At 71.8% G+C, this 22,136-nt stretch carries 21 protein-coding genes and 2 pseudogenes; 10 read left to right on the top strand and 13 right to left on the bottom strand.

The features are described from left to right. Positions 1-45: 45 nt before the first annotated feature. The 3 genes from OG352_RS18585 to OG352_RS18595 all read right to left on the bottom strand — a co-directional run bounded on the left by OG352_RS18585 (position 46) and on the right by OG352_RS18595 (position 3,064). Positions 46-720: a response regulator transcription factor gene (locus OG352_RS18585; protein ID WP_329218280.1), complete on the bottom strand. Its 675-nt coding sequence runs from the start codon at positions 718-720 to the stop codon at positions 46-48. Between the two features lie 128 nt (positions 721-848). After that, positions 849-1,793, bottom strand: a complete 945-nt coding sequence (locus OG352_RS18590) for a TIGR03619 family F420-dependent LLM class oxidoreductase (protein WP_329218281.1) — start codon at positions 1,791-1,793, stop codon at positions 849-851. Then, a complete protein-coding gene (locus tag OG352_RS18595; protein ID WP_329218283.1) occupies positions 1,790-3,064 on the bottom strand; it encodes an amidohydrolase family protein in 1,275 nt (424 codons plus the stop codon). Before OG352_RS18595 ends, OG352_RS18590 begins: the two co-directional genes overlap by 4 nt. Before the next feature lie 228 nt (positions 3,065-3,292). On the opposite strand from OG352_RS18595, the gene OG352_RS18600 reads away from it, so the two are divergent. Together OG352_RS18600 and OG352_RS18605 are read left to right on the top strand one after the other, a co-directional pair. After that, entirely contained in the window at positions 3,293-6,280 is a 2,988-nt protein-coding gene (locus tag OG352_RS18600) for an AfsR/SARP family transcriptional regulator (protein ID WP_329218284.1), read from the top strand. A 247-nt stretch (positions 6,281-6,527) separates the two neighbouring features. Continuing rightward, entirely contained in the window at positions 6,528-6,800 is a 273-nt protein-coding gene (locus OG352_RS18605; RefSeq protein ID WP_329218286.1) for a hypothetical protein, read from the top strand. A 460-nt stretch (positions 6,801-7,260) separates the two neighbouring features. On the opposite strand, the gene OG352_RS18610 is transcribed toward OG352_RS18605, so the two are convergent. Next, positions 7,261-8,871, bottom strand: coding sequence for a FadD3 family acyl-CoA ligase (locus OG352_RS18610; RefSeq protein WP_329218287.1), 1,611 nt, complete (start codon positions 8,869-8,871; stop codon positions 7,261-7,263). A gap of 115 nt (positions 8,872-8,986) precedes the next feature. On the opposite strand from OG352_RS18610, the gene OG352_RS18615 reads away from it, so the two are divergent. The 3 genes from OG352_RS18615 (at position 8,987) to OG352_RS18625 (ending at position 11,428) form a co-directional block, all read left to right on the top strand. Next, positions 8,987-10,141 (top strand): lipid-transfer protein, encoded by a 1,155-nt coding sequence (locus OG352_RS18615; RefSeq protein ID WP_329223881.1) that lies wholly within the window; start codon positions 8,987-8,989, stop codon positions 10,139-10,141. A 100-nt stretch (positions 10,142-10,241) separates the two neighbouring features. Next, positions 10,242-10,658 carry a Zn-ribbon domain-containing OB-fold protein gene (locus OG352_RS18620; RefSeq protein ID WP_329218288.1) on the top strand — a complete coding sequence of 139 codons (417 nt, stop codon included), beginning with the start codon at positions 10,242-10,244 and terminating at the stop codon, positions 10,656-10,658. Next, positions 10,655-11,428 (top strand): enoyl-CoA hydratase/isomerase family protein, encoded by a 774-nt coding sequence (locus tag OG352_RS18625; protein ID WP_329218289.1) that lies wholly within the window; start codon positions 10,655-10,657, stop codon positions 11,426-11,428. Before OG352_RS18620 ends, OG352_RS18625 begins: the two co-directional genes overlap by 4 nt. A 6-nt stretch (positions 11,429-11,434) precedes the next feature. Here the strand turns inward: OG352_RS18625 and OG352_RS18630 are convergent. The 3 genes and pseudogenes from OG352_RS18630 to tmk all read right to left on the bottom strand — a co-directional run. Beyond that, positions 11,435-11,812 (bottom strand): annotated as a pseudogene (locus OG352_RS18630) (hypothetical protein); the annotation flags it as partial. A gap of 87 nt (positions 11,813-11,899) precedes the next feature. Continuing rightward, on the bottom strand, positions 11,900-12,343 hold the full coding sequence (locus OG352_RS18635) for an NUDIX hydrolase (protein WP_329218291.1): 444 nt from the start codon (positions 12,341-12,343) through the stop codon (positions 11,900-11,902). Further along, positions 12,340-12,996, bottom strand: a complete 657-nt coding sequence (tmk, locus tag OG352_RS18640) for a dTMP kinase (protein WP_329218292.1) — start codon at positions 12,994-12,996, stop codon at positions 12,340-12,342. The genes OG352_RS18635 and tmk overlap by 4 nt, the downstream gene beginning before the upstream one ends. Before the next feature lie 32 nt (positions 12,997-13,028). On the opposite strand from tmk, the gene OG352_RS18645 reads away from it, so the two are divergent. Next, positions 13,029-13,316, top strand: a complete 288-nt coding sequence (locus OG352_RS18645) for a hypothetical protein (protein WP_329218293.1) — start codon at positions 13,029-13,031, stop codon at positions 13,314-13,316. A 177-nt stretch (positions 13,317-13,493) separates the two neighbouring features. Here OG352_RS18645 and OG352_RS18650 read toward each other — a convergent pair whose 3' ends face one another. Both OG352_RS18650 and OG352_RS18655 read right to left on the bottom strand, forming a co-directional pair. Then, complete coding sequence (locus tag OG352_RS18650) at positions 13,494-13,688, bottom strand: hypothetical protein (RefSeq protein ID WP_329218295.1); 195 nt, start codon at positions 13,686-13,688, stop codon at positions 13,494-13,496. Positions 13,689-13,702: 14 nt separating this feature from the next. Next, positions 13,703-14,149 carry an ATP-binding protein gene (locus OG352_RS18655; protein WP_329218297.1) on the bottom strand — a complete coding sequence of 149 codons (447 nt, stop codon included), beginning with the start codon at positions 14,147-14,149 and terminating at the stop codon, positions 13,703-13,705. A gap of 243 nt (positions 14,150-14,392) precedes the next feature. On the opposite strand from OG352_RS18655, the gene OG352_RS18660 reads away from it, so the two are divergent. The 3 genes and pseudogenes from OG352_RS18660 to OG352_RS18670 all read left to right on the top strand — a co-directional run. Then, complete coding sequence (locus OG352_RS18660) at positions 14,393-15,679, top strand: XRE family transcriptional regulator (RefSeq protein ID WP_329218299.1); 1,287 nt, start codon at positions 14,393-14,395, stop codon at positions 15,677-15,679. Next, complete coding sequence (locus tag OG352_RS18665; protein ID WP_329218301.1) at positions 15,676-16,215, top strand: GNAT family N-acetyltransferase; 540 nt, start codon at positions 15,676-15,678, stop codon at positions 16,213-16,215. The genes OG352_RS18660 and OG352_RS18665 overlap by 4 nt, the downstream gene beginning before the upstream one ends. Positions 16,216-16,217: 2 nt before the next feature. Continuing rightward, positions 16,218-16,379, top strand: a pseudogene (locus OG352_RS18670) (enoyl-CoA hydratase/isomerase family protein); the annotation flags it as partial. 10 nt (positions 16,380-16,389) lie between these two features. On the opposite strand, the gene OG352_RS18675 reads toward OG352_RS18670, so the two are convergent. The 3 genes from OG352_RS18675 to OG352_RS18685 all read right to left on the bottom strand — a co-directional run bounded on the left by OG352_RS18675 (position 16,390) and on the right by OG352_RS18685 (position 20,172). Beyond that, on the bottom strand, positions 16,390-16,542 hold the full coding sequence (locus OG352_RS18675) for a hypothetical protein (RefSeq protein WP_329218303.1): 153 nt from the start codon (positions 16,540-16,542) through the stop codon (positions 16,390-16,392). Positions 16,543-16,605: 63 nt separating this feature from the next. Continuing rightward, positions 16,606-19,026 (bottom strand): outer membrane protein assembly factor BamB family protein, encoded by a 2,421-nt coding sequence (locus OG352_RS18680; RefSeq protein ID WP_329218304.1) that lies wholly within the window; start codon positions 19,024-19,026, stop codon positions 16,606-16,608. 462 nt (positions 19,027-19,488) lie between these two features. Then, entirely contained in the window at positions 19,489-20,172 is a 684-nt protein-coding gene (locus tag OG352_RS18685) for a VOC family protein (RefSeq protein ID WP_329218306.1), read from the bottom strand. A gap of 580 nt (positions 20,173-20,752) precedes the next feature. Here OG352_RS18685 and OG352_RS18690 point away from each other — a divergent pair. Then, positions 20,753-21,388 (top strand): TetR family transcriptional regulator, encoded by a 636-nt coding sequence (locus tag OG352_RS18690; protein ID WP_329223882.1) that lies wholly within the window; start codon positions 20,753-20,755, stop codon positions 21,386-21,388. A gap of 229 nt (positions 21,389-21,617) precedes the next feature. On the opposite strand, the gene OG352_RS18695 is transcribed toward OG352_RS18690, so the two are convergent. Further along, a complete protein-coding gene (locus OG352_RS18695) occupies positions 21,618-22,109 on the bottom strand; it encodes a nitroreductase/quinone reductase family protein (RefSeq protein WP_329218308.1) in 492 nt (163 codons plus the stop codon). Between the last annotated feature and the right edge of the window lie 27 nt (positions 22,110-22,136).

Consider the following 22,136-nt stretch of genomic DNA (forward strand, 5'->3'; position numbering starts at 1 on the left):
GAGCCCGAGAATCCGGGATCGTTCTCAACTGCGAAGCATCGGCTCTCAACTGCGAAGCACGGGCGTGGCACGGTTGGCTCCGAGCCACCGCAGGACCGCGTCCGTGCCTCCTCTCGCGTCGAGCTTGGCGTAGATGTTGCTCAGGTTGTTGCGGACGGTCTTCTCGCTGAGCCGCAGCCGCAGCCCGATCTCCTGGGCGCCGAGGCCCGTCGACAGCAGTTCCATGACCTGGCGTTCGCGCGGCGAGAGCAGAGCCCGCAGCCGCTCGACGGCGTCGCCGCCCGTGGGCAACCGCCGGGCCGCCTCCCGCAGCGCGGCGCACGCGGCCGGCGAGAGGTAGGTGTGGCCGACGGTGGCCGCCACGAGGGCCGAGGACAGCATGTGGGTGCAGTAGTCGCCCTCGACGAGATAGCCCGCCCCGCCCTGGAACACCTCCACCACGGTCGCGGTGTCGTGGCGGGGGCTGACGACGATCACCGGCACCCGCGCCTTCCCCTGCACGGTCAGCGCCGCCATCAGCGCCGGGAAGGACACCGTCGGCTCCGCGCAGCGCAGCACGGCGACGTCCACGGGCTCCGGCAGGCGGAAGGGCGGGGTCAGCCGCACGACCCGGCCCACGTACGGGTCGTCCGCCGCCGGCCAGTCGTCATGCGCCCAGTCGCCCTCCGCGCAGGCGAGGGCGACGGCGAGTCGCTGGGAGGGGCGCTCGGTGGATCGCACTTCACGGGTCCTTCCGCCGGAGCCATCACGTCCGTACGTCCATACGTCAGTTCATACGTCCGTACGTTCGTGCATACGCGGCCCGGCGGGGACCTGTTCAAAGTTCAAGAAGAGTCAGGGAGAGCCGGTCAGGCGGACGTTCCCAGCGAAGGCCCCACCTCCGCCCCGAACGCGTCGATCTGGTCGGTGAGTTCGGCCCGGCTGCGGCAGCGGAATCTGACCTGGATCTGGTGGACGCCCATCGCCGGGTAGGCGCGCAGGGATTCGGCGAGGGCGTCCGGTGGGCCGGTGAGGGTGCGGTGGCCGACGTTCCAGCCGGGCGTCCCCACGTACAGGGGCTCGGTGACGGCGCCGACGGTGAAGGGCGTGTCGATGCCCGCGTCCTCGCGCAGGCGCCGGATCCGCTCGATCCGCGCGGGCAGCCGGTCCCTCGGGTCGCCCTGGGGCAGCCAGCCGTCGCCCTTGAGCGCGGCCCGGCGGACGGCCGCCGGGGAGGAGCCGCCGACCCAGACGGGGACCCGGGCCTGCGCCGGTCTCGGCCGCTGACCGAGGCCCTCGAAGTCGTACGACTTCCCGTGGTGGGCCGGGAACTCGTCCGGCCCGAGGGCGGCGCGCAGGGCGTCGATCGTCTCGTCGAGGACGGCCCCGCGCCGCTCGAAGTCGGCCCCCAGCGCCTCGAACTCCTCCCGTACGTGCCCGGCGCCCACCCCGAGGATCAGGCGGCCGCCGCTGAGGTGGTCGAGGGTGGCGTACTGCTTGGCGGTGACGAGGGGGTGGCGCAGGCCGACGACGGCGACGTGGCTGAGCAGGCGGACCCGTTCGGTGACGGCCGCGAGGTGGGCGAGGGTGGCCACGGGGTCGTACCAGACCGTGCTCATCGCCTCGGCGAGCCGGCGCGGGATCGCCACGTGGTCGCAGGCGGCGACGTAGGCGAAGCCGGCCCGGTCGGCGGCGCGGGCGATCCCGACGAGGTCGGCGGCTCCCGCGCCGGCCTCCCAGGGTTCGGCGTAGATCGTGGACTGGGACTGGACCGGGAGCTGGATGCCGTAACGGACGACATGGCCGGAGCTCAACGGGGGCTCCACAGGCCGTCCTTCGTCAGGCCCAGCAGGTCGATCGCGTTGCCCCGGACGATCCGCTCCACCACGTCCGGGTCCAGGTGCCCCATCTGCGCCTCGCCGACCTCCCGCGACTTCGGCCAGGTGGAGTCGGAGTGCGGGTAGTCGGTCTCGTACAGCACGTTCCCGACGCCGATCGAGTCGAGGTTGCGCAGCCCGAAGGCGTCGTCGAAGAAGCAGCCGTAGACGTGCTCGGCGAACAGTTCGGACGGCGGCCGGTGGACCTTGTCCGCGACGCCGCCCCACCCGCGGTTCTCCTCCCACACCACGTCGGCGCGCTCCAGGATGTACGGGATCCAGCCGATCTGCCCCTCCGCGTACATCACCTTGAGGTTCGGGAAGCGTTCGAACTTGCCGCTCATCAGCCAGTCGACCATCGAGAAGCAGCAGTTGGCGAAGGTGATCGCCGAGCCGACGGCCGGCGGGGCGTCCGCCGACGTGGACGGCATACGGCTGCTGGAGCCGATGTGCATGGCGACGACGGTGCCGGTCTCGTCGCAGGCGGCGAGGAAGGGGTCCCAGTAGTCGGTGTGGACGGACGGCAGGCCGAGGTGCGGGGGTATCTCGGAGAAGGCGACGGCGCGGACCCCGCGGGCGGCGTTGCGCCGGACCTCCGCCGCAGCCAACTCGGCGTCCCACAGGGGGATCAGGGTGAGCGGGATGAGCCGGCCCCGCGCCTGCGGGCCGCACCACTCCTCCACCGTCCAGTCGTTGTAGGCGCGCACGCAGAGCAGGCCCAGCTCGTGGTCGGCGGCCTCGGTGAAGGTCTGGCCGCAGAAGCGGGGGAAGGTGGGGAAGCAGACGGCGGACTGGACGTGGTTGACGTCCATGTCGGCGAGGCGGGACGGCACGTCGTACGAACCCGGGCGCATCTGCTCGTAGGTGATGACCTCGAGCTTGATCTCGTCGCGGCTGAAGCCGACGGCGGTGTCGAGGCGGGTGAGGGGGCGGCGCAGGTTCTCGTAGACCCACCAGTCGCCGATCGGACCGTCGTCGCCGGGCTCGCCCATGACGGGCCGGAAGCGGCCGCCGAGGAAGGTCATCTCCTTCACCGGGGCGCGGACGATGCGGGGTGCGGTGTCGAGGTACTTCTTCGGCAGGCGGTCCTGCCACACGTCGGCCGGCTCCACGGTGTGGTCGTCGACGGAGATGATCAGCGGCAGGGGCGTCGTCGCGGTCGCAGGCGTGGACGTCGTGCTCGTCGTGGTCCTCGATGTGGTCTCCATGAGGGCACGGTAGCGCCGATCTGACGGATCGTCAGCTAGTTCGTCGGCCGATGACCGAGGGCCGGACTTGATCGACTGTGTGGGGATGTGTGCGCGCCGGATGGGAGAGATGTGCGGACTTCCGGGTGCCTCCTGGGCGGCTCCCGGACACCTCCGGGGGGAAGCTGACGGTTCCGGCATGGACAGGGCAAACTGAACAGGTAATTCGGATGCCTAAAGGGAGCCCTGATGGACGACCGGGTAGGACACGGCGGCCCGCGTGTGCCGGAGCAGTGGCGCCCCGGCTCCCCCGGGGAGCCGGCGGCGCTGCGCTTCGCCGTGCTCGGCCCGGTGCGCGCACGGCGCGGGGACGAGCAGTTGGCCACCGGCTCCCCGCAGCAACGCGCCCTGCTGGCCGCCCTGTTGCTGCGCGAGGGCCGTACGGCGACGGCCGCCGAGCTGATCGGCGCGCTGTGGGGGGAGGAGCCGCCGTCGCAGGCGCTGGCGGCGGTGCGGACGTACGCCTCGCGGCTGCGGAAGGTGCTGGACCCGGGCGTCCTGGTGAGCGAGTCGGGCGGGTACGCGGTGCGCGGGCTGGGCGAGGGCGCCCTCGATCTCGGCGTGGCGCAGGAGTGGGCGGCGGAGGCGGAGAAGGCGAAGGCGGCCGGGGACCTGTCCCAGGCCCGTGACGTGCTGAACCGCGCGCTGGGCCTGTGGGACGGGGAGACGCTGGCCGGCGTCCCCGGGCCGTACGCGGAGGCGCAGCGGGTGCGGCTGGAGGAATGGCGGCTGGGGCTGCTGGAGGCCCGGCTCGACATGGACCTGGAGCAGGGCTGCCACGCGGAGGCGGTCTCCGAACTGACGGCGCTGACGGCCGCGTACCCGTTGCGGGAGCGGCTGCGCGAGCTGCTCATGCTGGCCTTATACCGCGGCGGCCGGCAGGCGGAGGCGCTCGCCGTGTACGCGGACACGCGGCGGCTGCTGGCGGAGGAGCTGGGCGTGGACCCGCGGGCGGGGCTGCGGGAACTCCAGCGCCGCATCCTGCAGGCCGACCCGGAGCTGGCGGAACCGTCGGCCGCGGCGGCACAGCCGCCGGTGGCGCTGGTGCGCCCGGCCCAACTCCCGGCGAACGTACCGGACTTCACGGGGCGCTCGGCGTTCGTGCGGGAGCTGAGCGAGGTGCTGTCGGCGGCGTCCGGTCCCGAGGGCGGCGGCGGGGCGGGCCGTGTCATGGCCGTGTCGGCGCTGGCGGGGATCGGCGGCGTGGGCAAGACGACGCTCGCCGTGCACGTGGCCCATCAGGCCCGGTCCGCCTTCCCCGACGGGCAGTTGTACGTCGACCTGCAGGGCACGGCGGCCCGGCCCGCGGAGCCGGATGCCGTACTGGGCTCGTTCCTGCGGGCGCTCGGAACGGCGGACTCGGCGATCCCCGAGTCGCCGGCGGAACGGGCGGCGCTGTACCGGTCGGTGCTGGACGGCCGCCGGGTGCTGGTCCTGCTGGACAACGCGAAGGACGCCGCGCAGGTGCGTCCGCTGCTGCCGGGCACGGAGGGCTGCGCGGCGCTGGTGACCGCGCGGGTGCGGATGGTGGATCTGGCGGGCGCGCATCTCGTCGACCTGGACGTCATGTCCCCCGACGAGGCGCTGACCCTGTTCACGAGGATCGTCGGCGAGGAGCGGACGGCGTCGGAGCGGAAGGCGGCGCTGGACGTGGTGGCGGCGTGCGGCTTCCTGCCGCTGGCGATCCGCATCGCGGCGTCCCGGCTGGCGGCCCGCCGCACCTGGACGGTGTCCGTCCTGGCGGCGAAGCTCGCGGACGAGCGGCGCCGGCTGGACGAGCTCCAGGCCGGCGACCTGGCCGTGAAGGCCACCTTCGAGCTGGGCTACGGCCAACTGGAGCCGGCCCAGTCCCGCGCGTTCCGCCTGCTGGGCCTGGCCGACGGCCCGGACATGTCCCTGGCCGCCGCCGCTGCCGTCCTCGACCTCCCGCTGGACGACACCGAGGACGTGTTGGAGTCCCTCGTGGACACCTCCCTCCTCGAATCGGCGGCTCCGGGCCGCTACCGGTTCCACGACCTGGTGCGCCTCTACGCGCGTTCCTGCGCGGAACGCGACGAGCGGCCGGCGAACGGGCGGGGGGCCGCGCTGTCACGGCTGCTGGACTTCTACCTGGCGACGGCGGCGGGCGTCTACGCGATCGAGCGGCCGGGCGACCGGACGGTCACCCACCTGGAGCCCACCTCGTACACCGGCCTGGCGTTCACGGACCGGACGGAGGCCCTGGACTGGCTGTTCCTGGAGGCGCAGGGCCTGCTGGCCTGTGCCCGGCAGCAGACCACGGGCAGCGGGCTGCGGCGCGCCGTCGACCTGCTGTGGGCGGCGAAGGACCTGGCCGAGTCGGGCGCGAACGCGAAGCAGTACGAGACTGCGGCGGCGGCCCTGCGGGACGCCGCGCAGCACGCCGGCGACGTCCGCGCGGAGAGCCGCGCCCGCACGGCGCTGTCCAACGTCCACCTGGCCGCCGGACGCTACACCGAGGCCGACGACGAGGCCCGGCGCGCGATCGAGCTGGCCACGGCGGCGCACGACGCGACGCCGGTGAGCTGGGCCTCCACCGACCGGGGCATCATCGCGCTGAGCCAGGGCCGCTACGAGGAGGCCGAGCGGTTCCTCACCACCGCGCGGGACGCCTACCGGGCGGACGGCAACCGCCCCGGGGAAGCCAACGCGCTGTGCAACCTGTCGCGGCTCTACGAGCGCATGAACCGCCCGTCGGACGCGGTCACCCTGGCCCGGCAGGGCGTCGACATCTTCCAGCAACTCGGTCTCACCCTGCGCCTGGCGAACGGCCGCTACGCCCTCGGCGTCGCGCTGATCCGGGCCGGCCGGCTCGCCGAGGGTCTGGTCCAACTGTCCGACGCGCTGGTGATGTTCGGCAGCAACCGGCAGCGCCTGTGGGAGGGGACGACGCACTTCCGCATCGCTCAACTGCACCTGGCCGACCAGCGCCCGGCGCAGGCCGCCCGGCACGCCGAACAGGCGCTGGCGATCGGGTTCATCGGCGGCGACCTCATCCGGGGCGGTGTCCTGACGGTGCTGGGCAAGAGCCTGCACGCCCTCGGCCAGTCGGACCGGGCGCGGGCCTGCTGGCAGGAGGCCCTGCTGCTCCTGGAACGGTCGGGAGTACCGGAGGCGGCCGAGGTACGGCGCCTGCTGGCCCCCCTGGACGCGTCCTGAGGCTGAACACGCGCTGAGGGCTGGATGCGTCCTGAGGGCCTGGTCGGTCTGCGGCGGCGTTCATCGAACGTTTATGACCGCCTGACAAGGTCGACTCAACGGTTCGTCGTGTCGGGGGGCAGACGGGTCGCACGAGCCCACTGGGGGGTGGGCTCCGGCATATGCCACTGTCCGGCGATACTTCGGGGGAATCGCCGGGCAGGGGCGCCTTTCAGCCACCTGCACACCACTCCCAGGGGGAGCCAACATGAGCGACACCGAGAAGAAGCCGACGGACGACGCCGCGAACATCCGGACCCTGGAGAACCACGCGCCCATCCTGCCGTCCCTGTCCAGGCCCGCGACGCCGGACACCACGACGCCGGACACCACGACGCCGGACGCGAAGTCGTCGGAGGCGAAGTCGGCCGACGCCGAGACGACGTCCGCCCCGACGTCCGCCCCGGCGGCCGACGACAAGATCGTCACGCTCGAGAACCACGCCCCGGCCCCGCCCGCCCTGGGCCTGGACGGCAAGTAAGCCTCATTTCCCCACGGGGATCGGCCGCGGCGGCTCGGAGGGGGAGCCGCCGCGGCCGAGGCACGCCCGGAGCGGGCCGGACCACCGGAGACCCGGGTACCGTCGCCGGCGAAAGGTGACACACCCACCCGGAAGTGTCACATTCGCAGAACTGGGACCCGGCCCGCCCGCGGAAGCGTGAGCCCGTGCCGGAGACCCGGGACACCGTCGCCCGCGAAAGGTGACACACCCACCCGGAAGTGTCACATTCGCAGAACTGGGACCCGGCCCGCCCGCGGAAGCGTGAGCCCGTGCCGGAGACCCGGGACACCGTCGCCCGCGAAAGGTGACACACCCACCCGGAAGTGTCACATTCACAGAACTGGGACCCGGCCCGCCCGCGGAAGCGTGAGCCCGTGCCGGAGACCCGGGACACCGTCGGCCGCGAACTGTGACACATCCCCCCGGGAGTGTCACAGTTTCAGAACTGGGACCCGGCCCCCCGCAGCTCCCCCTTCACCACTTTCCCGCTCGCGTTGCGGGGCAGTTCGGCGACGAAGACCACCACCCTCGGCACCTTGTAGTTCGCCATCTCGCGGCGGGACCAGGCGATCAGGTCGTCGGCTGTGGCGGTCGCGCCCGGACGCCGGACCACGTACGCCTTGCCGACCTCGCCCAGGCGGGGGTCCGGGACGCCGATGACGGCGACGTCGGCCACGTCCGGGTGCAGGCCCAGGAGTTGCTCTATCTCCGCCGGGTAGGCGTTGAAGCCGCCGACGATGAACATGTCCTTCATCCGGTCGGTGATACGGAGGTTGCCCGCCGCGTCCAGCACGCCGACGTCGCCCGTGCGCAACCAGCCGTCCGCCGTGAGGACTTCCGCCGTCGCCGCCTCGTCCTCGTAGTAGCCGCGCATGACGTTGAAGCCGCGGACCAGCACCTCGCCCGGGACGCCCGGGGCGAGCGCGGCGCCCGCCTCGTCGACGACCTTCACCTCCGTCCCGGGGATCGCCCGGCCCGACGTCGACGCGATCACCCGCGGCTCGTCGCCGCGCCGGCACATCGTGACGATGCCGCTGGCCTCCGAGAGACCGTACGCCGTGAGGACCGTCCGCACGCCGAGTTCGCCCCGCAGCCGTTCCACGAGGCGCAGCGGGACGACCGCCGCACCCGTCACCACCAGCCGCAACGCCGACAGGTCGTAGGCGTCGCGGGACGCGTGGTCCAGGAGGGACTGGTGGAGCGTCGGGGGGCCGGGCAGCACCGACACCCGCTCCGAGGCCACGTTCGCCAGCACCGCGTCCACGTTGAACACCGACTGCGGGATCATCGTCGCGCCCCGCATCAGGCAGGCGATCACGCCCGCCTTGTAGCCGAAGGTGTGGAAGAAGGGGTTGACGATCAGATAGCGGTCGCCGTGCCGCAGCCCCGCCAGGTCGGTCCAGATCCGGTACGCCGTGAGGGTCTGCGCGTGCGTGATCACCGCGCCCTTCGGGCGGCCCGTCGTACCCGAGGTGTAGACGATGTCCGACGGCCAGTCCCCCCGCACCGCGTCCGCCCGCGCCCGCACCCGCGCCGCCCCCACCCCGTCCCCGCCGGCCAGGAAGTCCTTCCAGGTGCGGAAGTCGGCCGGGGCGTCGTCGGACAGCACCACCGCCTGCTCCAGCGCCGGAAGACCGGGCAGCGGCCCCGCACCCGGCCCCTCCCCCGCCGCCCGCCGCAACGACGCCACGTACGACGTGCCCAGGAACGTGCCCGTCACGAACAGCAGCCGCGCCCCGCTCCGGCGCAGCACATACGCGGCCTCCGCGCCCTTGAACCGCGTGTTCAGCGGGACCAGCACCGCGCCCGCCGACACCGCGCCCAGCGCCGCGACCAGCCACTCCAGCGAGTTCGGCGCCCAGATGCCGACCCGGTCGCCGGCCCGCACCCCGTTGGCGACGCAGGCCGCCGCCGCGCGTTCGACCCGTGCGCCGAGTTCGCCGTACGAGATCCTCGTCCGGCCGTCCACCACCGCCTCGGTGTCCGCGTACCGCTCGGCCGCCGCCCGAACCAGCCCCGGAATGCTGCCCCACTCCACATTTCCGTCCACAACCAGCCTCCCGCACGCAGTAGCTGACGACCCGTCAGATTAGCTGTAACGTGACGTCCTGTCAGCTCATCTATGCGCTGTGTCTGCGGAGGTGAAGCCAGTGAGCGGGCTCCCAGTGAGCGGGCTCAAGGACGCCACGGCCGTCGTCGGCATCGGACAGACGCCCTTCGCCAAGCACCTGCCCGAGGACGAACGGACCCTCGCCTGCCGTGCCGTCCTCGCCGCCCTCGACGACGCCGGGATCGCCCCCGGCGAGGTCGACGCCCTCGCCTCCTACACCATGGAGGAGACGGACGAGGTCGAGCTCGCGAAGGCCGTCGGCTTCGGCGACCTGACCTTCTTCAGCAAGATCGGGTACGGCGGCGGCGGTTCGTGCGCGACGGTCGCCCACCTGGCGGCGGCGATCACCGCCGGTCAGGCCACGGTCGGGGTCGCCTGGCGCTCACGCAAGCGGGGCAGCGGCCCACGCCCGTGGACGAACACCACGGCCCAACTCCCCACCCCCGCCCAGTGGACCCGCCCCTTCGGCCTGCTCCGCCCCGCCGACGAGATAGCCATGCTGGCCCGCCGCTACCTGCACGAGTACGGCGCCACCCGCGACCACCTCTTCAACGTCGCCCTCGCCTGCCGCAACCGCGCCAACCAGAACCCGGCCGCGATCATGTACGACCGCCCCCTCACCCGCGAGATGTACATGACCTCCCGGTGGATCAGCGAGCCCCTCTGCCTCTACGACAACTGCCTGGAGACGGACGGCGCGTTGGCCTGCGTGATCGTCAGCCGAGAACGCGCCCGCGACTGCCGGCACGCCCCCGTGTACGTCCACTCGGCCGCCCAGGGCCTGCCCGCCCAGCACCACGGCATGGTCAACTACTGGAACGACGACCCCCTCACCGGCCCGGCCTGGGCAGCCGCCCGACACCTGTGGAAACACGCCGACTTCACCCCGTCCGACGTCGATGTCGCCCAGATCTACGACGCGTTCACCCCGCTCGTCCCCCTCTCCCTGGAGGGCTACGGGTTCTGCGGGCGGGGCGAGGGCGGGGCGTTCACCGAGGGCGGCGCCCTGGAGAGCGGCGGCCGGCTGCCCCTCAACACGGGCGGCGGCGGCCTCAGCGAGGCCTACGTCCACGGCTTCAACCTCATCAACGAGGGCGTGAAACAACTGCGCGGAACCAGCACGGCCCAGGTCCCGGGCGCCGCGACCTGCCTCGTCACGGCGGGCGAAGGCGTCCCGACGTCCGCCCTGCTGCTGACCAACAGACGTTGACCCACAGACGTTGACCCACAGACGTTGACCCACAGACGTTGACCAACAGACGCTGGCCAACAGACGCTGACCAACAGAAGTCGACCTGCCAGGAGTTGACATGCTGAGCCCCGTCCCGGACGCCGACGGCGCCCCCTTCTGGCGGTACGCCGCCGAGGGCGAACTCCGCGTCCAGACCTGCGCCGACTGCGACGAACCCCGCTTCCCGCCCCGCCCCTGCTGCCCGCACTGCCAGTCCTTCGCGACCGAGTGGCGACGCACGTCCGGACGCGGCCGCATCTGGTCCTACGTCGTCCCGCACCCACCCCTCCTCCCCGAGTACGCGGCACACGCTCCCTACAACGTGATCCTCGTCGAACTGGCCGAGGCCCCCCGGATCCGCCTGGTCGGCAACCTGGTGACCGCACCGGGCGCCCCCCTCGACTCCCTCTCCCCCGACCGCATCCGGATCGGCGCCCGGGTCCAGGTCGTCTTCGACGGGGACGGCCTGCCGCAGTGGGTCCTGGAGCGCCCGTGAGCGTGCTCCTCGCCCTAGACAAGGACACCGGCGTAGCCGTCGTCACCCTCGACCGACCGGCCAGACTCAACGCCATCGACACCGAAACGATCCGCGGACTGACGCAGATCTGGCGGGAGTTGAGGTTCAACGACTCGATACGGGCCGTAGTCCTCACCGGGTCCGGCGACCGGGCGTTCTCCACGGGCCTGGACCGAGACACGGCCGTACCGCAGCCCGACTCCCCCTACATGCAGGACGACCCCCTCCTCACCGTCGGCCCCAAGGCGAACGACCTGTGGAAGCCGGTCATCGCCGCAGTGGAGGGAATGGCCTGCGGGGGCGCCTTCTACCTGCTCGGGGAGTGCGACTTCGTCGTCGCGGGCGCCGACGCCGAGTTCTTCGACCCGCACGTCACGTACGGCATGGTCAGCGCGTACGAATCGATGCTCCTAGCGCAGCGGATGCCGTACGGCGAGGCAGCCCGGATGATGCTCATGGGCACAGCGGAACGCACCTCGGCCCGGCGCGCCCACGAGGTCGGCCTCGTCTCCGAACTCACCGAAGCAGGCGGCGCGTTGGAGGCGGCCGTCACCTGCGCGACGGTCATCGCCGGCTACCCCCCGACCGGCGTCCAGGGCACCGTCCGTTCCCTGTGGGCGGCGAAGGAGGCGGCCCGGGCAGCCGCCTTCGCCCAGGCGCCGCACCTCATCGCACTGGGCAACCTGCCCGGCGAGCGGCAGGCGGAGCTGTTCGCGACGCGGTCGGTCGCCCGGCCACGGATCCGTTGAGCGGCTTTACACCGTTCCCCGAATCACGGTGTCGCTGACGCGGAGAACCGCCATCAGTTCTCCTCTCAGCTCATCGGACACGGCGCCTGCCCCGAGGGCGCAGGCTCGTACCAGAGCGTGGCAGTGCTGTTCTTGCCGGTCTGTGGCGATCGCCGTGAACAGAGGGTGCGCCAGGGTCTCGCGGGCCGCGTAGCCGTCTTCGGCGTCCGTCGTCCTGCGGTGGAGGTGCTCGACGATGCGGTGTGCGGCGGGTGCCTCGGGGGAACCGATCGTGTCGAGGACGGTGAGTCCGAGCCGGATGTCGAAGACGGTCATTCCGGGTTCGGCCTGCCGTTCAAGACAGGTGGCCGTGAGGTCCGTCAGGTGGTCGTCGACGGGCTGCCCGCCGGGGCAGCAGAGGGGGGCCCGGCCGGAGGACGCCCCCCATACGTCGCGCTGTTCGAATCAGTCCAGTCCAGCCGGAAGGCCTGTCTACTGCCAGCCGTGCCCTGTGAGAGGGCCGCTGTCGTCGAGGTAGCCGCGCAGGCCGGCCTCCGGGTACTCGATGATGTCGTCAGGCAGGTCGTGCACGGTGAACCACTCAAGGGCGAGGCACTTCTCAGGCTCCTTGTTGACGGGCTGCCCTTCCCATTCCGTGGCCTCGAAGAAGAAGCCGATCCGCTGCACCTGCGCGTCCTGCCGATGGTGCACGGTATGGACCAGGCGAAGGTGAGCCGGTTCGACGGTGATGCCGGTCTCCTCGTACAACTCCCGGGCGGCGCCGTCGGGAAGGGCCTCGCCTTGGTCAAGTTTTCCCGACGGCATGTGCCATCGGCCGTGACCGTAAGGGCCGCCACGCTGTGAGAAAAGGATCTTGTCGCCATCGCGGAGGATGACGTGAGTGTCGATGACGGGCTGTGCCGGTTGTCCGCTCATGTTCCTTGGGGGGTCGGATGGACGGGTGGGGTGACCGACGCTATCGGCAGCGCCAGGATGGCGTCGGCGATACGGCGCGCTACGTCCGATGGGGTGGCACTGCTGGTGTCGAGAAGCAGCACCATCACCCCCTGCCTCGTCAACTGGGATGCGGCATCGGCGTAGAGCTCGGCTTCCCGGCCGGGTGCCGAGGGGTCGAGGTGGAAGCGGTGGGTGACTCCGCGCGTTGCGATGCGTTCGGCGATGAGTCCCGGTTCCGCTGTGAGGATCACGGCGAGGTCCGGCAGCAGTGCGTGACGGTTGATGCCGAGCAGGAATTCCAAGGGCACACCGTCGAGCCGTTGCAGGACCAGCGTCGAGGGCAGGTAGCGGTCACTGATGATCAATTCGCCGGTTTGCAGAGCGGGTTGTATCTCGCTCTCGATGTGCTCGTAGCGGTTGGCGGCCACCAGGCAAGCGAGCGCCAGGCCGTGGATCTGGTCGGCATGTCTGCGGATGAACTGACCCAGGGCGCTGGTGGTCGGTTCAGCCGTCCGCCGTGCGGGATGGCCTTGAGCGGTGAGATGGTCGTGGAGCGCCTTCACCGTCGTGGACTTGCCCACCCCGCTGGGACCGTCGATGGTGACGAACCGTCCTGTGTGCTTGGGCGTCACGCGGCGTCCTCCTTGGCCCCCTGGTTCCGGCCGTGCTGCTCGCACGTGAGCATCGCCAGCGTCGCCCGGATCCGTTGGAGTGGCACGTCACCGAACTGGATGCCGACCGAGAAATTGAACTCGTCGCGCTGTCTCATGGACTCGTCGGCGCCGTCGCCGGTGAGATCGACGTCGCCGTACGCGAGGAGGGCGTCCGGGTCGTGGCCGGCCTGGATGACACAACCAGCACAGCCCTCGCCCTGGCTCTGCTGCTCGTCGGATCCGTTCTCGTCTGCCGTGTGGCGTTCGCTTCGTCAGATACGTCGGTTGCCGCCCCATGAAGTAGGCGAGCGCCTGTGCCTTGAGGCAGTTGAGGCACTGCTCGCACGCGTAGAACTGGACGTGCTGCCCACCCCGCTGCACCGGGTCGAGCCAGATCACCCGCACTCCGGTGCGCTCGCACCAAAGCCAGCAATCACTGGTGATCCATCGCCACTCCACGGGAGAACGCCCCCTTCCTAGGTGCTCGGGATGGCCGAGCTGGCCGCCCGGCAGTCGGGGTTGCAGACCCAGAGCCGGAACGGCAGGCCCCAATGGCGCACCTCGCCCAGCACCCGGCCACTCGCTCCCAGCGGGCGAGCGCAGAGGGCGCAGTCCATGGCCATCTGCTGGCGGGGCCGGAGGCGTGCGATGTCCGGGAGGGGCGGATGCACCGTGCCCAGGGTGTTCACTCGTCACCCCCGATGCGGAGTTCGGCCCAGACTTCCTTGCCCCACGGGCGTCGGCCCGAGCCACGCAGGTCGTAGCCCCAGCGGTCGGCGACAGCGTCGATCAGGAACAGGCCACGGCCCGACTCGTCATCCTCGTCGGCCTGGCCGAGAGCCGGCAGACGCGCGGCTTCCCGGTCCACGACGCCGACGCGTACCCGTGTCGGGCTCGGCCGCGCGACGATCAGGCGGATCTCGCGGCACCGGGTGTGCCTTGCGGCGTTCGCGATGAGCTCTGTGACGATCAGCGTGGCGTGGTCGGCGAGGGTGTCGAGGTGCCAGACGCCGAGAACGTCCCGGACGAGCTTGCGGCCTATCTCGGCCGTGGACGGCTCGCACGGGAACGTCTGGCTATAGGCGGGACGGCCGACAGCGGCGGCCTGAACTGTCGTACTGAAACTCGTCATCGGGGTGGAGCCTTCGCGTCGTCTCGGCGCCCGGCCCGCCCCTCGGAGAACGTCAGGAGCGGACCGGGCCGTCAACAGCCGTCCGTCACCAGTGGGGAGGCGACGGGCGGCCAACACCCAGACAACTCCCTTTCCCGGCAGGCTGGTTAGGGCGATCAGGTGTCCATCCGACAGGCCGACCTAGGGTGATTTGGCCTCCCCTTTACCTGGCGGGCGGCGGGGCGTGAGGGCTACCGTGCGTGGATGGACACCACGCGCAACGCCGTCCTTCAGGCGTGGATGGCCGAACACGGCTACAGCTCCAACAGCCTTGCTGATGCCGTGAACAGTTCCTTAGAGCGGCTGACCGGGCGACCTGGCGGCCTCGACGGCTCATCGGTCCGGGACTGGAAAGCGGGCCGGGTCAAGTGGCCCAAATCGGCTACCCGCAAGGCACTTGAGGACGTCAGCGGTCTGCCCGCCATCGCTCTAGGGTTCGTGCCACGGGGCCGGGCTCCGTTCACCCCAGTCCCACCGCAGCAGGAGGACCCCGACATGAAGCGCCGTACCCTCGTCGGCGGCATCGCGGCGGCTGCCGCCGCAGCCGCCGCCGCGCCGGGCACCGTATCGCCGCGCCGTATCGGCATGAGTGACGTCAACCGCCTCAACAAGCGCTTCGCCGAGATCATCGCCAGCGACCACCGCCATGGCGGACAGCTCGGCATCGAGCAGCGGGCCGCCGCGCTCGCCGACGAGGCACTGAACCTCCAGAACGCCGGCAATGCCACCCAGCGGGTACGCAGCAGCCTCTACGCCTCCGCAGCGGCGTTCCGCTCCTCGGCGATGTGGGCCGCCATCGACGGCCGCCGCTATGACGATGCCAAGGCGCACATGCGTGAGGCCCAGGCCCTCGCGGAGATGTCGGGCGATCAGGCGATCAAGTTCCGCATCTGGAGCCACGCGGGCACCATGTACCGGCACATGGGCCGCCCCGCCGATGCATTCGCCGCCAACGACGTCGCCCGCAACCTGCACCTCACCCGCCGCGACCCCCTGTTCGCGTCCCTCGGCCTCGCCCGGCAGGGGGCGATCCACGGCGCGGCCCAGGACCGCGCCGACACCCGCCGGGCGTTCGGGCAGGCCCAGGACGCCATGCTGCGCGCCGACCCCGCCGACTACCGGCCGGTGTGGATGCTCGCCTTCTACGACCAGGCCGAGCTGGACTCGCTGGCGCTGTCGGCGTACTCGGCGCTCGGTGACTACCCGACCGCCGAGTACCACGCCCACCGCTGCCTGTACGCCCTGCGCCCCCACATGGTCCGATCCAGGGCCATCACCACGACCCGGCTCGCCCACGCCCAGCTCGTACAGGGCGCCCCTGACGCCGCCACAGCCACCGCGATGAAGGTCCCCGCCGACGCCGCCACCCAGCACGCCCGGGTCACGCGCATGCTCCAAGAGTTCGGGGCCGCACTGCGCGCCACCGCGCCAGGCAGCACCACCGTCCAGACCTGGACCGAGCACGCCGCCAGTTGGAGGATGGCCGCATGACCACGGTGCCCGCCATCGAACTGCGCACGTTCACCACCCTCGACACCGCCCGCGGCGACCTCCTCGACGTATACGCCGACGTACGCGCCCCCCTGCTCCACCTGCCGAACTACGCGGTCACCGCCTTCGGCGAACGCCTGGACCGGCACAGCACCGAGCCTGGGTTCACGGCCGTCCTCGCGTACGCGGACGGGCACCCGGTCGGCTACGCCTACAGCAACACCATCCAGCACGGCGACCGCTACTGGCAGCGCACCAGCCCGACGCCGCCGGACAAGTACACCGAGCGCCCGGCCGTGGCCCTGAAGGAGATCGGCGTCCGGCCGGACTGGCGCAAGACCGGCACTGCCCGCCGCATCCACGACGCCCTCCTCGCCACACGCGACGAGCCATTCGTCACCCTCATGGTCAACCCGGCCGCTGGAGACGGAAAGGTCCACGCGCTGTACAAGTCGTGGGGGTACGAGGACATCGGACAGAGCCAGCCGTCACCGGCTTCGCCGGTCCTCACCGTGATGATCCGCGCCACCGCCTGACCGGTCCCCAGGGCACCGTCCGCTCCCTGTGGGCGGCGAAGGAGGCGGCCCGGGCGGCCGCCTTCGCGCAGGCGCCGCATCTCATCGCGCTGGGCAACCTGCCCGGCGAGCGGCAGGCGGAGCTGTTCGCCGGGCGGCGGAGTGGGGGGTTCCGGGTGCGGTGAGCGGCTGCTGTCAGCCGGCCGGGGCGTACGGTTCCGGGTTGCGGTGGTCGACCTTCGCCGCGACGCCCGGACCGGACAGGTCGACCTGTACCGTCGCCGTCGCGTTCCCGGCGACGTACTCGTCCGTGCTGCACTCTTCCACCCGGTTGGAGCGTCGATCCATGCGGACACCCTGGACGGTCAGCTCTCGTCCACCCTGGACAGGGCTTCGGTGATCAGGCGGGGACTACGCCGTTCGGGCCGTGCCCGTTCCCTTCTCCGCGTCCAGCGCGTACACGCAGCGGTCCTTGCTGCAGGCGTACACGACGCCGTCGCGGACCACCGGGGAGCCGGTGATCTCGCCGCCGGTGGCCAGTTTCCAGCGCAGGCGGCCGTCGTCGGCCTTCAGGGTGTAGAGGAGGTGGTCGGTGGAGCCGAAGTGGATACGGCCCTCCGCGACCGCCGGGGCGCCCACGATGTCGCCGCCGGCCTGGAAGCGCCACTTGGGCGTGCCGGTGACCGCGTCCAGGGTGTACAGGCCCTTGCCGCTGCCGACGTGGACATGGCCGGCCGCCACCAGCACGGGGTCGACGGACGCCCGGGCCTCGGTGGCGATGCGCCAGCGGTCGCGGCCGTCGGTGGCGTCGATGGCGTACACCGTGCCGAGGTAGTCGGCGAGGTAGACGCCGCCGCCGGTGACGGCCGGGCCGGGGACGAAGGTCGGCGGGGACAGGAACACCGCCGGGGCCTCGAAGTGCCAGCGCACCATGCCGCTCGCCACGTCGACGGCGAGGACGCGGGTGCCGGCGGAGAGGTAGACGTAGCCGTCGGGGCCGGGCGTCACGCGGACCGGGACGCCGCCGCAGGAGGCCGTGTCGCCGATCGGATACGACCAGCGTTCGTCACCCGTACGGGCGTCGAGCGCTCTGAGACGGGCGTCCTGCCAGACGTAGACCGTGCCCTCGTGGAGCGTCGGACCGGCCTCCGGGGACTCGAAGTCGGTCTGACAGCCGCTGATCTCCCAGAGTTTCTGCCCGCCCGAGGCCTCCCATGCCTGGACGCCGCCGCCGCGCGTGCCGGTGACGACCGTGCCCCGGTCGGCCTTGAGCGAGTACACCCAGGCGTCCGTGGACAGCCGCCACAGGTCGCCGCCCTCGCGGGCGTCCAACGCGAACAGGGTGGGGCCGTCGGAGGCGTGGACGCGGCCGTCCGACACCGCCATCGACCAGGCCACGTCGCGCGTCTTGAAGCGGCGCCGGCCGGTGGCCACGTCCAGGGCGTGTACCTCGAAGGAGGTGACGTAGACCAGGTCCCCGGCGACCGACGGCGTGCCCCACACATCGTTCGACATGCGGAAACGCCAGGGACGCCAGCCGGCAGGCGTCTCCGCGGGCCCGTTCTGCGCGGCCGGTACGGCGGGGTCGGCGCCGTTGACGCCGGGGTGCAGCCGGGACCAGTTGGCGACCAGGCCGGGTTCCGCGACCGGCGCCTTCACGGCGGCCGTGGCCCGGACGTCGGCGACGCGCGGACCGGGCCCGATCGGCACCGCCGCACCCGCCAGCCGGACGGGACCGGCGTCGGGGGAGCCGACGGGCGAGGGGCCGTGCGAGGGCGCGTGCGAGGGCGCCGGGCGGGTGAGGACCACGGGGTCGTGGGACGGCGGGGGCGGTACGGCCCCCCGCCCCATGGCCACGCCGCCACCGCCACCGCCGCCGACACCTGCTCCGCCTCCGCCGCTGCGGGGGCTCGCGGGTGCCGGTTTCGGTGCCGGGCGCCCGCCGCGGCGCGTCTCGATCATGGTGACCGCCTTCTCGGGCAGCCACGCCGACGCCGTACCGCTGTCGTCGGAGCCGGAGCCGAAGAGGTGGGGGGCGAGCTGGGCCTGGAGGTCCGCCGGGTTGGGGCGGGCCGTGGCCTCCATCTGCATGCAGGACTCGATGAGCGGACGCAGCTCGTCCGGGAGTCCCTCCAGGTCCGGGCCTTCGCGCAGCAGCATGAAGACCGTCTCGACCGGGTTGGCGCCGTGGAAGGGCGGGTGGCCGGTGGCGGCGAAGACGAGCATCGAGCCGAGCGAGAAGACGTCGCTCGCGCCGGTCACGCTCCGCGAGTCCTTCGCCTGCTCGGGCGACATGTAGGCGGGGGTGCCGACGGCCACGTTCGTCATCGTCAAACGCGTGTTCGAAACGCCGGACGCGATACCGAAGTCGATCACCCGGGGCCCGTCCTCGACGACGAGGACGTTGGACGGCTTGAGGTCACGGTGGACCAGTCCCGCCCCGTGGATGGACTGGAGGGCCTCCGCCACGCCCGCCGCCAGCCAGCGCACCGCCTGGGCCGGCATCGGCCCGCACTCGTTCACTATCTCCTCGAGGGAGGGCGCGGGCACGTACGCGGTGGCCAGCCACGGCACGGCGGCGCGCGGATCGGCGTCGACGACCGCGGCCGTGTAGAAGCCGGAGACCGCCCGGGCCGCCTCCACCTCGCGCGTGAAGCGCACGCGGAAGAGCTGGTCCTCGGCGAGCTCCGTACGGACCGTCTTGATCGCCACGCGCCGGCCCGAGGCCGAACGTGCCAGATAGACCAGCCCCATGCCGCCGGCACCCAGCCGTCCCAGCACCTCGAACGGCCCGATCCGCCGAGGATCGTGCTGCGTCAGCTGATCCACCACTTGCCTGCCACCTCCCCGTACGAGCCGCGTCACCCACTTGTGTACACGGCCCCGTGCAGCGTCTCACCACCGCACCGCCATGGCGGCACGCACCCCGATTGTTCCTGGCCGGGCGGCTGGTTGCGAACCCGCGGGCATTCGGGGTGTCTCATTTCATATGCGGGCAAAAAATCCTCACGGTAGGACAAACCTGCCGGTGAGACGTTCGATGAGCGGGCGTGTGAGGGGGTCGGCGAGGGGTCAGAGGGGTCCGGTGGGGGTCCGAGGAGAGGTCGGCGAGGCGTCGGCGAGGGGCCTGAGGGATCCGTTGTGGGGGGCCGGTGGGGGGGCCGAGGAGGGCGGCGAGGCGTCGCTGAGGGGCCTGAGGGATCCGTCGGGGGTCCGGTGGAGGTCCGGCGAGGGTTGGATCAGGGTCCGATGAGGGACGGACGAGGCGGCTGACAGGGTCGGACGAGGGGCTGCTCAGCGCTGGAGCAGCGCGAACGACGCGCCCTGATCGTCGGTGACGACGGCCACCGTGCCGTACGAGGCGGTGAACGGCCCCGCCTGCACCCGCCCGCCGAGCCGGCTCACCGCGCCCAGCGCCGCTTCGCAGTCCTCGACGCCGAAGTGGACGAGGAAGTGCGGCGGCATGACCTCGGAGAAGACGTCGCCGACGGGCGCCCGGCCGAAGTCGGGCTTCGCGCCGGGGCCGAAGAGGGCCTCGTGGAAGAGGTGGCCGTAGAAGGTGTTGGCCTGCTCGGTGTCGCGGGCGTAGAGCTGCGCCCAGGCGAAGGTGCCGGGGGTGTGCCGGACGCCGAAGCCGGCGTGGCTCCCGGTCTGCCAGAGGCCGAAGACGGCGCCCTCGGGGTCGGCGGCGAGGGCCGCGACGCCCAGCCCGCCGACCGGGAACGGGGGCATGATCACCTGTCCGCCGCCGGTCCGGATGCGGTGGGTGGTGGCCTGTGCGTCGGGGGTGGCGAAGTAGACCGTCCAGACGGTGGGCATCCGACCGTCCGTCTTCTGGGCGAGCGCGGCGACGGCCGCCGCATCCAGCCGGGCCCATACGGAGGCGCCCTGGCCCTCCGGCCGCGCCTCGAAGCTCCACCCGAAGAGCTCACCGTAGAACCGCCTGCCCGCGTCCACATCGGGAAGCTGCGCATCCACCCAACAGGGGACACCCTCCGGGAAACCTTGGGGGGAGCCCTGGGGGGACCCTTGGGGGGATCCCTGGGAGGAGCCCAGGGAGGAACCCTGGGCAGACCCCTGGGCAGACCCCTGGGTGGGCCCCTGGGTGGGCCCCTGGGTGGGCCCCTGGGTGGGCCCTTGGGAGAAGTCCTGAGCGGACCCTTGTGGGGGCCCTTGGGGGGCGCCCTGGGGAGACCCCGGGGAGGAGCCCCCGGAGGATCTCGGGGAGGGGCCCTCGGGGGGCCTCTCTGAGGCGCCCTCGGAGGAACTCTCGCCGGACCGCCCGGAGGGCGATCTCGGGGAGGGGCCCTCGGGGGGCCTCTCTGAGGCGCCCTCGGAGGAACTCTCGCCGGACCGCCCGGAGGGCCCCTCTGCGTTCACCGATGCCCTGTTTTCGGCCATACAGCCAAACTAACGGCGGTTCACGCGACGCGCAGACCCTGCGCGCACACCCTGCGCGACCAGGCACACCCGCCTCCGGACCCCCTCGCACCCCATTTGCAGTCGGCCGAATCGCGCTCCGATCACCCCTCGGTAAGCTGACGGCATGACAGGACAAGTGCGTACCGTCGACGGCCGCGTGGCCGGTCGGCGCGGGCAGGCGACGCGGCAGAAGCTGCTCGACTGCCTCAGCGAGATGCTCAGCTCCTCTCCCTACCGGGACGTCAAGGTCATCGATGTCGCCCGGAAGGCGGGTACTTCGCCCGCGACGTTCTACCAGTACTTCCCGGACGTCGAGGGTGCCGTCCTGGAGATCGCCGAGCAAATGGCCGCCGAGGGAGCCGAGTTGACCGCTCTGGTCACGGGCCGGTCGTGGGTCGGCAAGGCGGGCTGGCAGACGGCACAGGAACTCGTCGACGGTTTCCTGGAGTTCTGGCGGAAGCACGACGCGATCCTCAGAGTCGTCGATCTCGGTGCGGCGGAGGGCGACAAGCGCTTCTACAAACTCCGCATGAAGATCCTCAACTCGGTGAACAACTCCCTGTCGGACGCGGTCGCCGAGTTGCAGTCCAAGGGCAAGGTCGACAAGGACGTGAACCCGGGCGCCGTCGCCGGTGCGCTCGTCGCGATGCTCGCGGCGGTCGCCTCGCACCAGAAGGGCTTCCAGGCGTGGGGCGTCAAGCAGGCTGAACTCAAGCCGAACCTGGCGCTGTTGGTGCACCTGGGCATCACCGGCAAGAAGCCGACGAAGTAGCCCCGCCCCCGCGCGACGCCACTCTTACGCCAAGACTCCACTCCTACGTCAAGTCCTGTCTGCCAGGCGGCGGTTCACCCGGTCGCTCGGTCGGGCGGTCGGTCGTTCATTCGCCGGCCCCGACCGTCCGTCCCGGATGGGCCGCCGCTTGCCGCGCTGTGCGGGCAACGCCAACGCCAACATCGACGCCAACTCCAACTCCATGCGACTCCAGCGGCCATGAGGCCGTCTATGGCCTGGGCGTGATCCGGAACAGCCGTATCTCCCGCTCCACCCGCGCCTGATACGTCGCGTACGGCGGCCAGAACGCCAGCAGCGCCTTCCAGACGGCCGCCCGGTCCTCCCCCGCGAGCAGCACGGCCGTCACCGGGATGTGCGTGCCCTTCCAGTTGATCTCGGCGTCGGGGTGGGCCAGGAGGTTGGCGGTCCAGGCGGGGTGCCCGGTGCGGCCGAAGTTGGAGCCGGTGAGGATCCAGCTCCCGCCGCCCTCCTCGGGCATGCAGGCCAGCGGCGTCCGACGCGGCCGCCCGCTCCGCGCGCCGGTGCAGGTCAGGATCACCCCCGGCAGCATCTGGGCGCTGAGCAGCACTTTTCCCCGGGTGAGCCGGTGGACGGCCCGGTCGAGTGCGGGGATGACGTGCGGGGCGACTTTCGCGAAGCCCCGGGTCGAGGACACCTTCTGAACCAGACGGACGCCGACCGCACCGACTCCACTGATCACTCCGCTCACTCCGCCCCTACCGCCCCT

Source organism: Streptomyces sp. NBC_01485 (assembly GCF_036227125.1).
Taxonomy (GTDB): Bacteria; Actinomycetota; Actinomycetes; order Streptomycetales; family Streptomycetaceae; genus Streptomyces.

What these genes read in the sequence shown, in the direction of transcription:
- OG352_RS18595 (WP_329218283.1), bottom strand. Translation starts at nt 3,064, where the DNA reads ATGGAGACCACATCGAGGACCACGACGAGCACGACGTCCACGCCTGCG.
- OG352_RS18600 (WP_329218284.1), top strand. Translation starts at nt 3,293, where the DNA reads ATGGACGACCGGGTAGGACACGGCGGCCCGCGTGTGCCGGAGCAGTGG.
- OG352_RS18605 (WP_329218286.1), top strand. Translation starts at nt 6,528, where the DNA reads ATGAGCGACACCGAGAAGAAGCCGACGGACGACGCCGCGAACATCCGG.
- OG352_RS18620 (WP_329218288.1), top strand. Translation starts at nt 10,242, where the DNA reads ATGCTGAGCCCCGTCCCGGACGCCGACGGCGCCCCCTTCTGGCGGTAC.
- OG352_RS18635 (WP_329218291.1), bottom strand. Translation starts at nt 12,343, where the DNA reads ATGAGCGGACAACCGGCACAGCCCGTCATCGACACTCACGTCATCCTC.
- OG352_RS18655 (WP_329218297.1), bottom strand. Translation starts at nt 14,149, where the DNA reads ATGACGAGTTTCAGTACGACAGTTCAGGCCGCCGCTGTCGGCCGTCCC.
- OG352_RS18660 (WP_329218299.1), top strand. Translation starts at nt 14,393, where the DNA reads ATGGACACCACGCGCAACGCCGTCCTTCAGGCGTGGATGGCCGAACAC.
- OG352_RS18665 (WP_329218301.1), top strand. Translation starts at nt 15,676, where the DNA reads ATGACCACGGTGCCCGCCATCGAACTGCGCACGTTCACCACCCTCGAC.
- OG352_RS18675 (WP_329218303.1), bottom strand. Translation starts at nt 16,542, where the DNA reads ATGGATCGACGCTCCAACCGGGTGGAAGAGTGCAGCACGGACGAGTAC.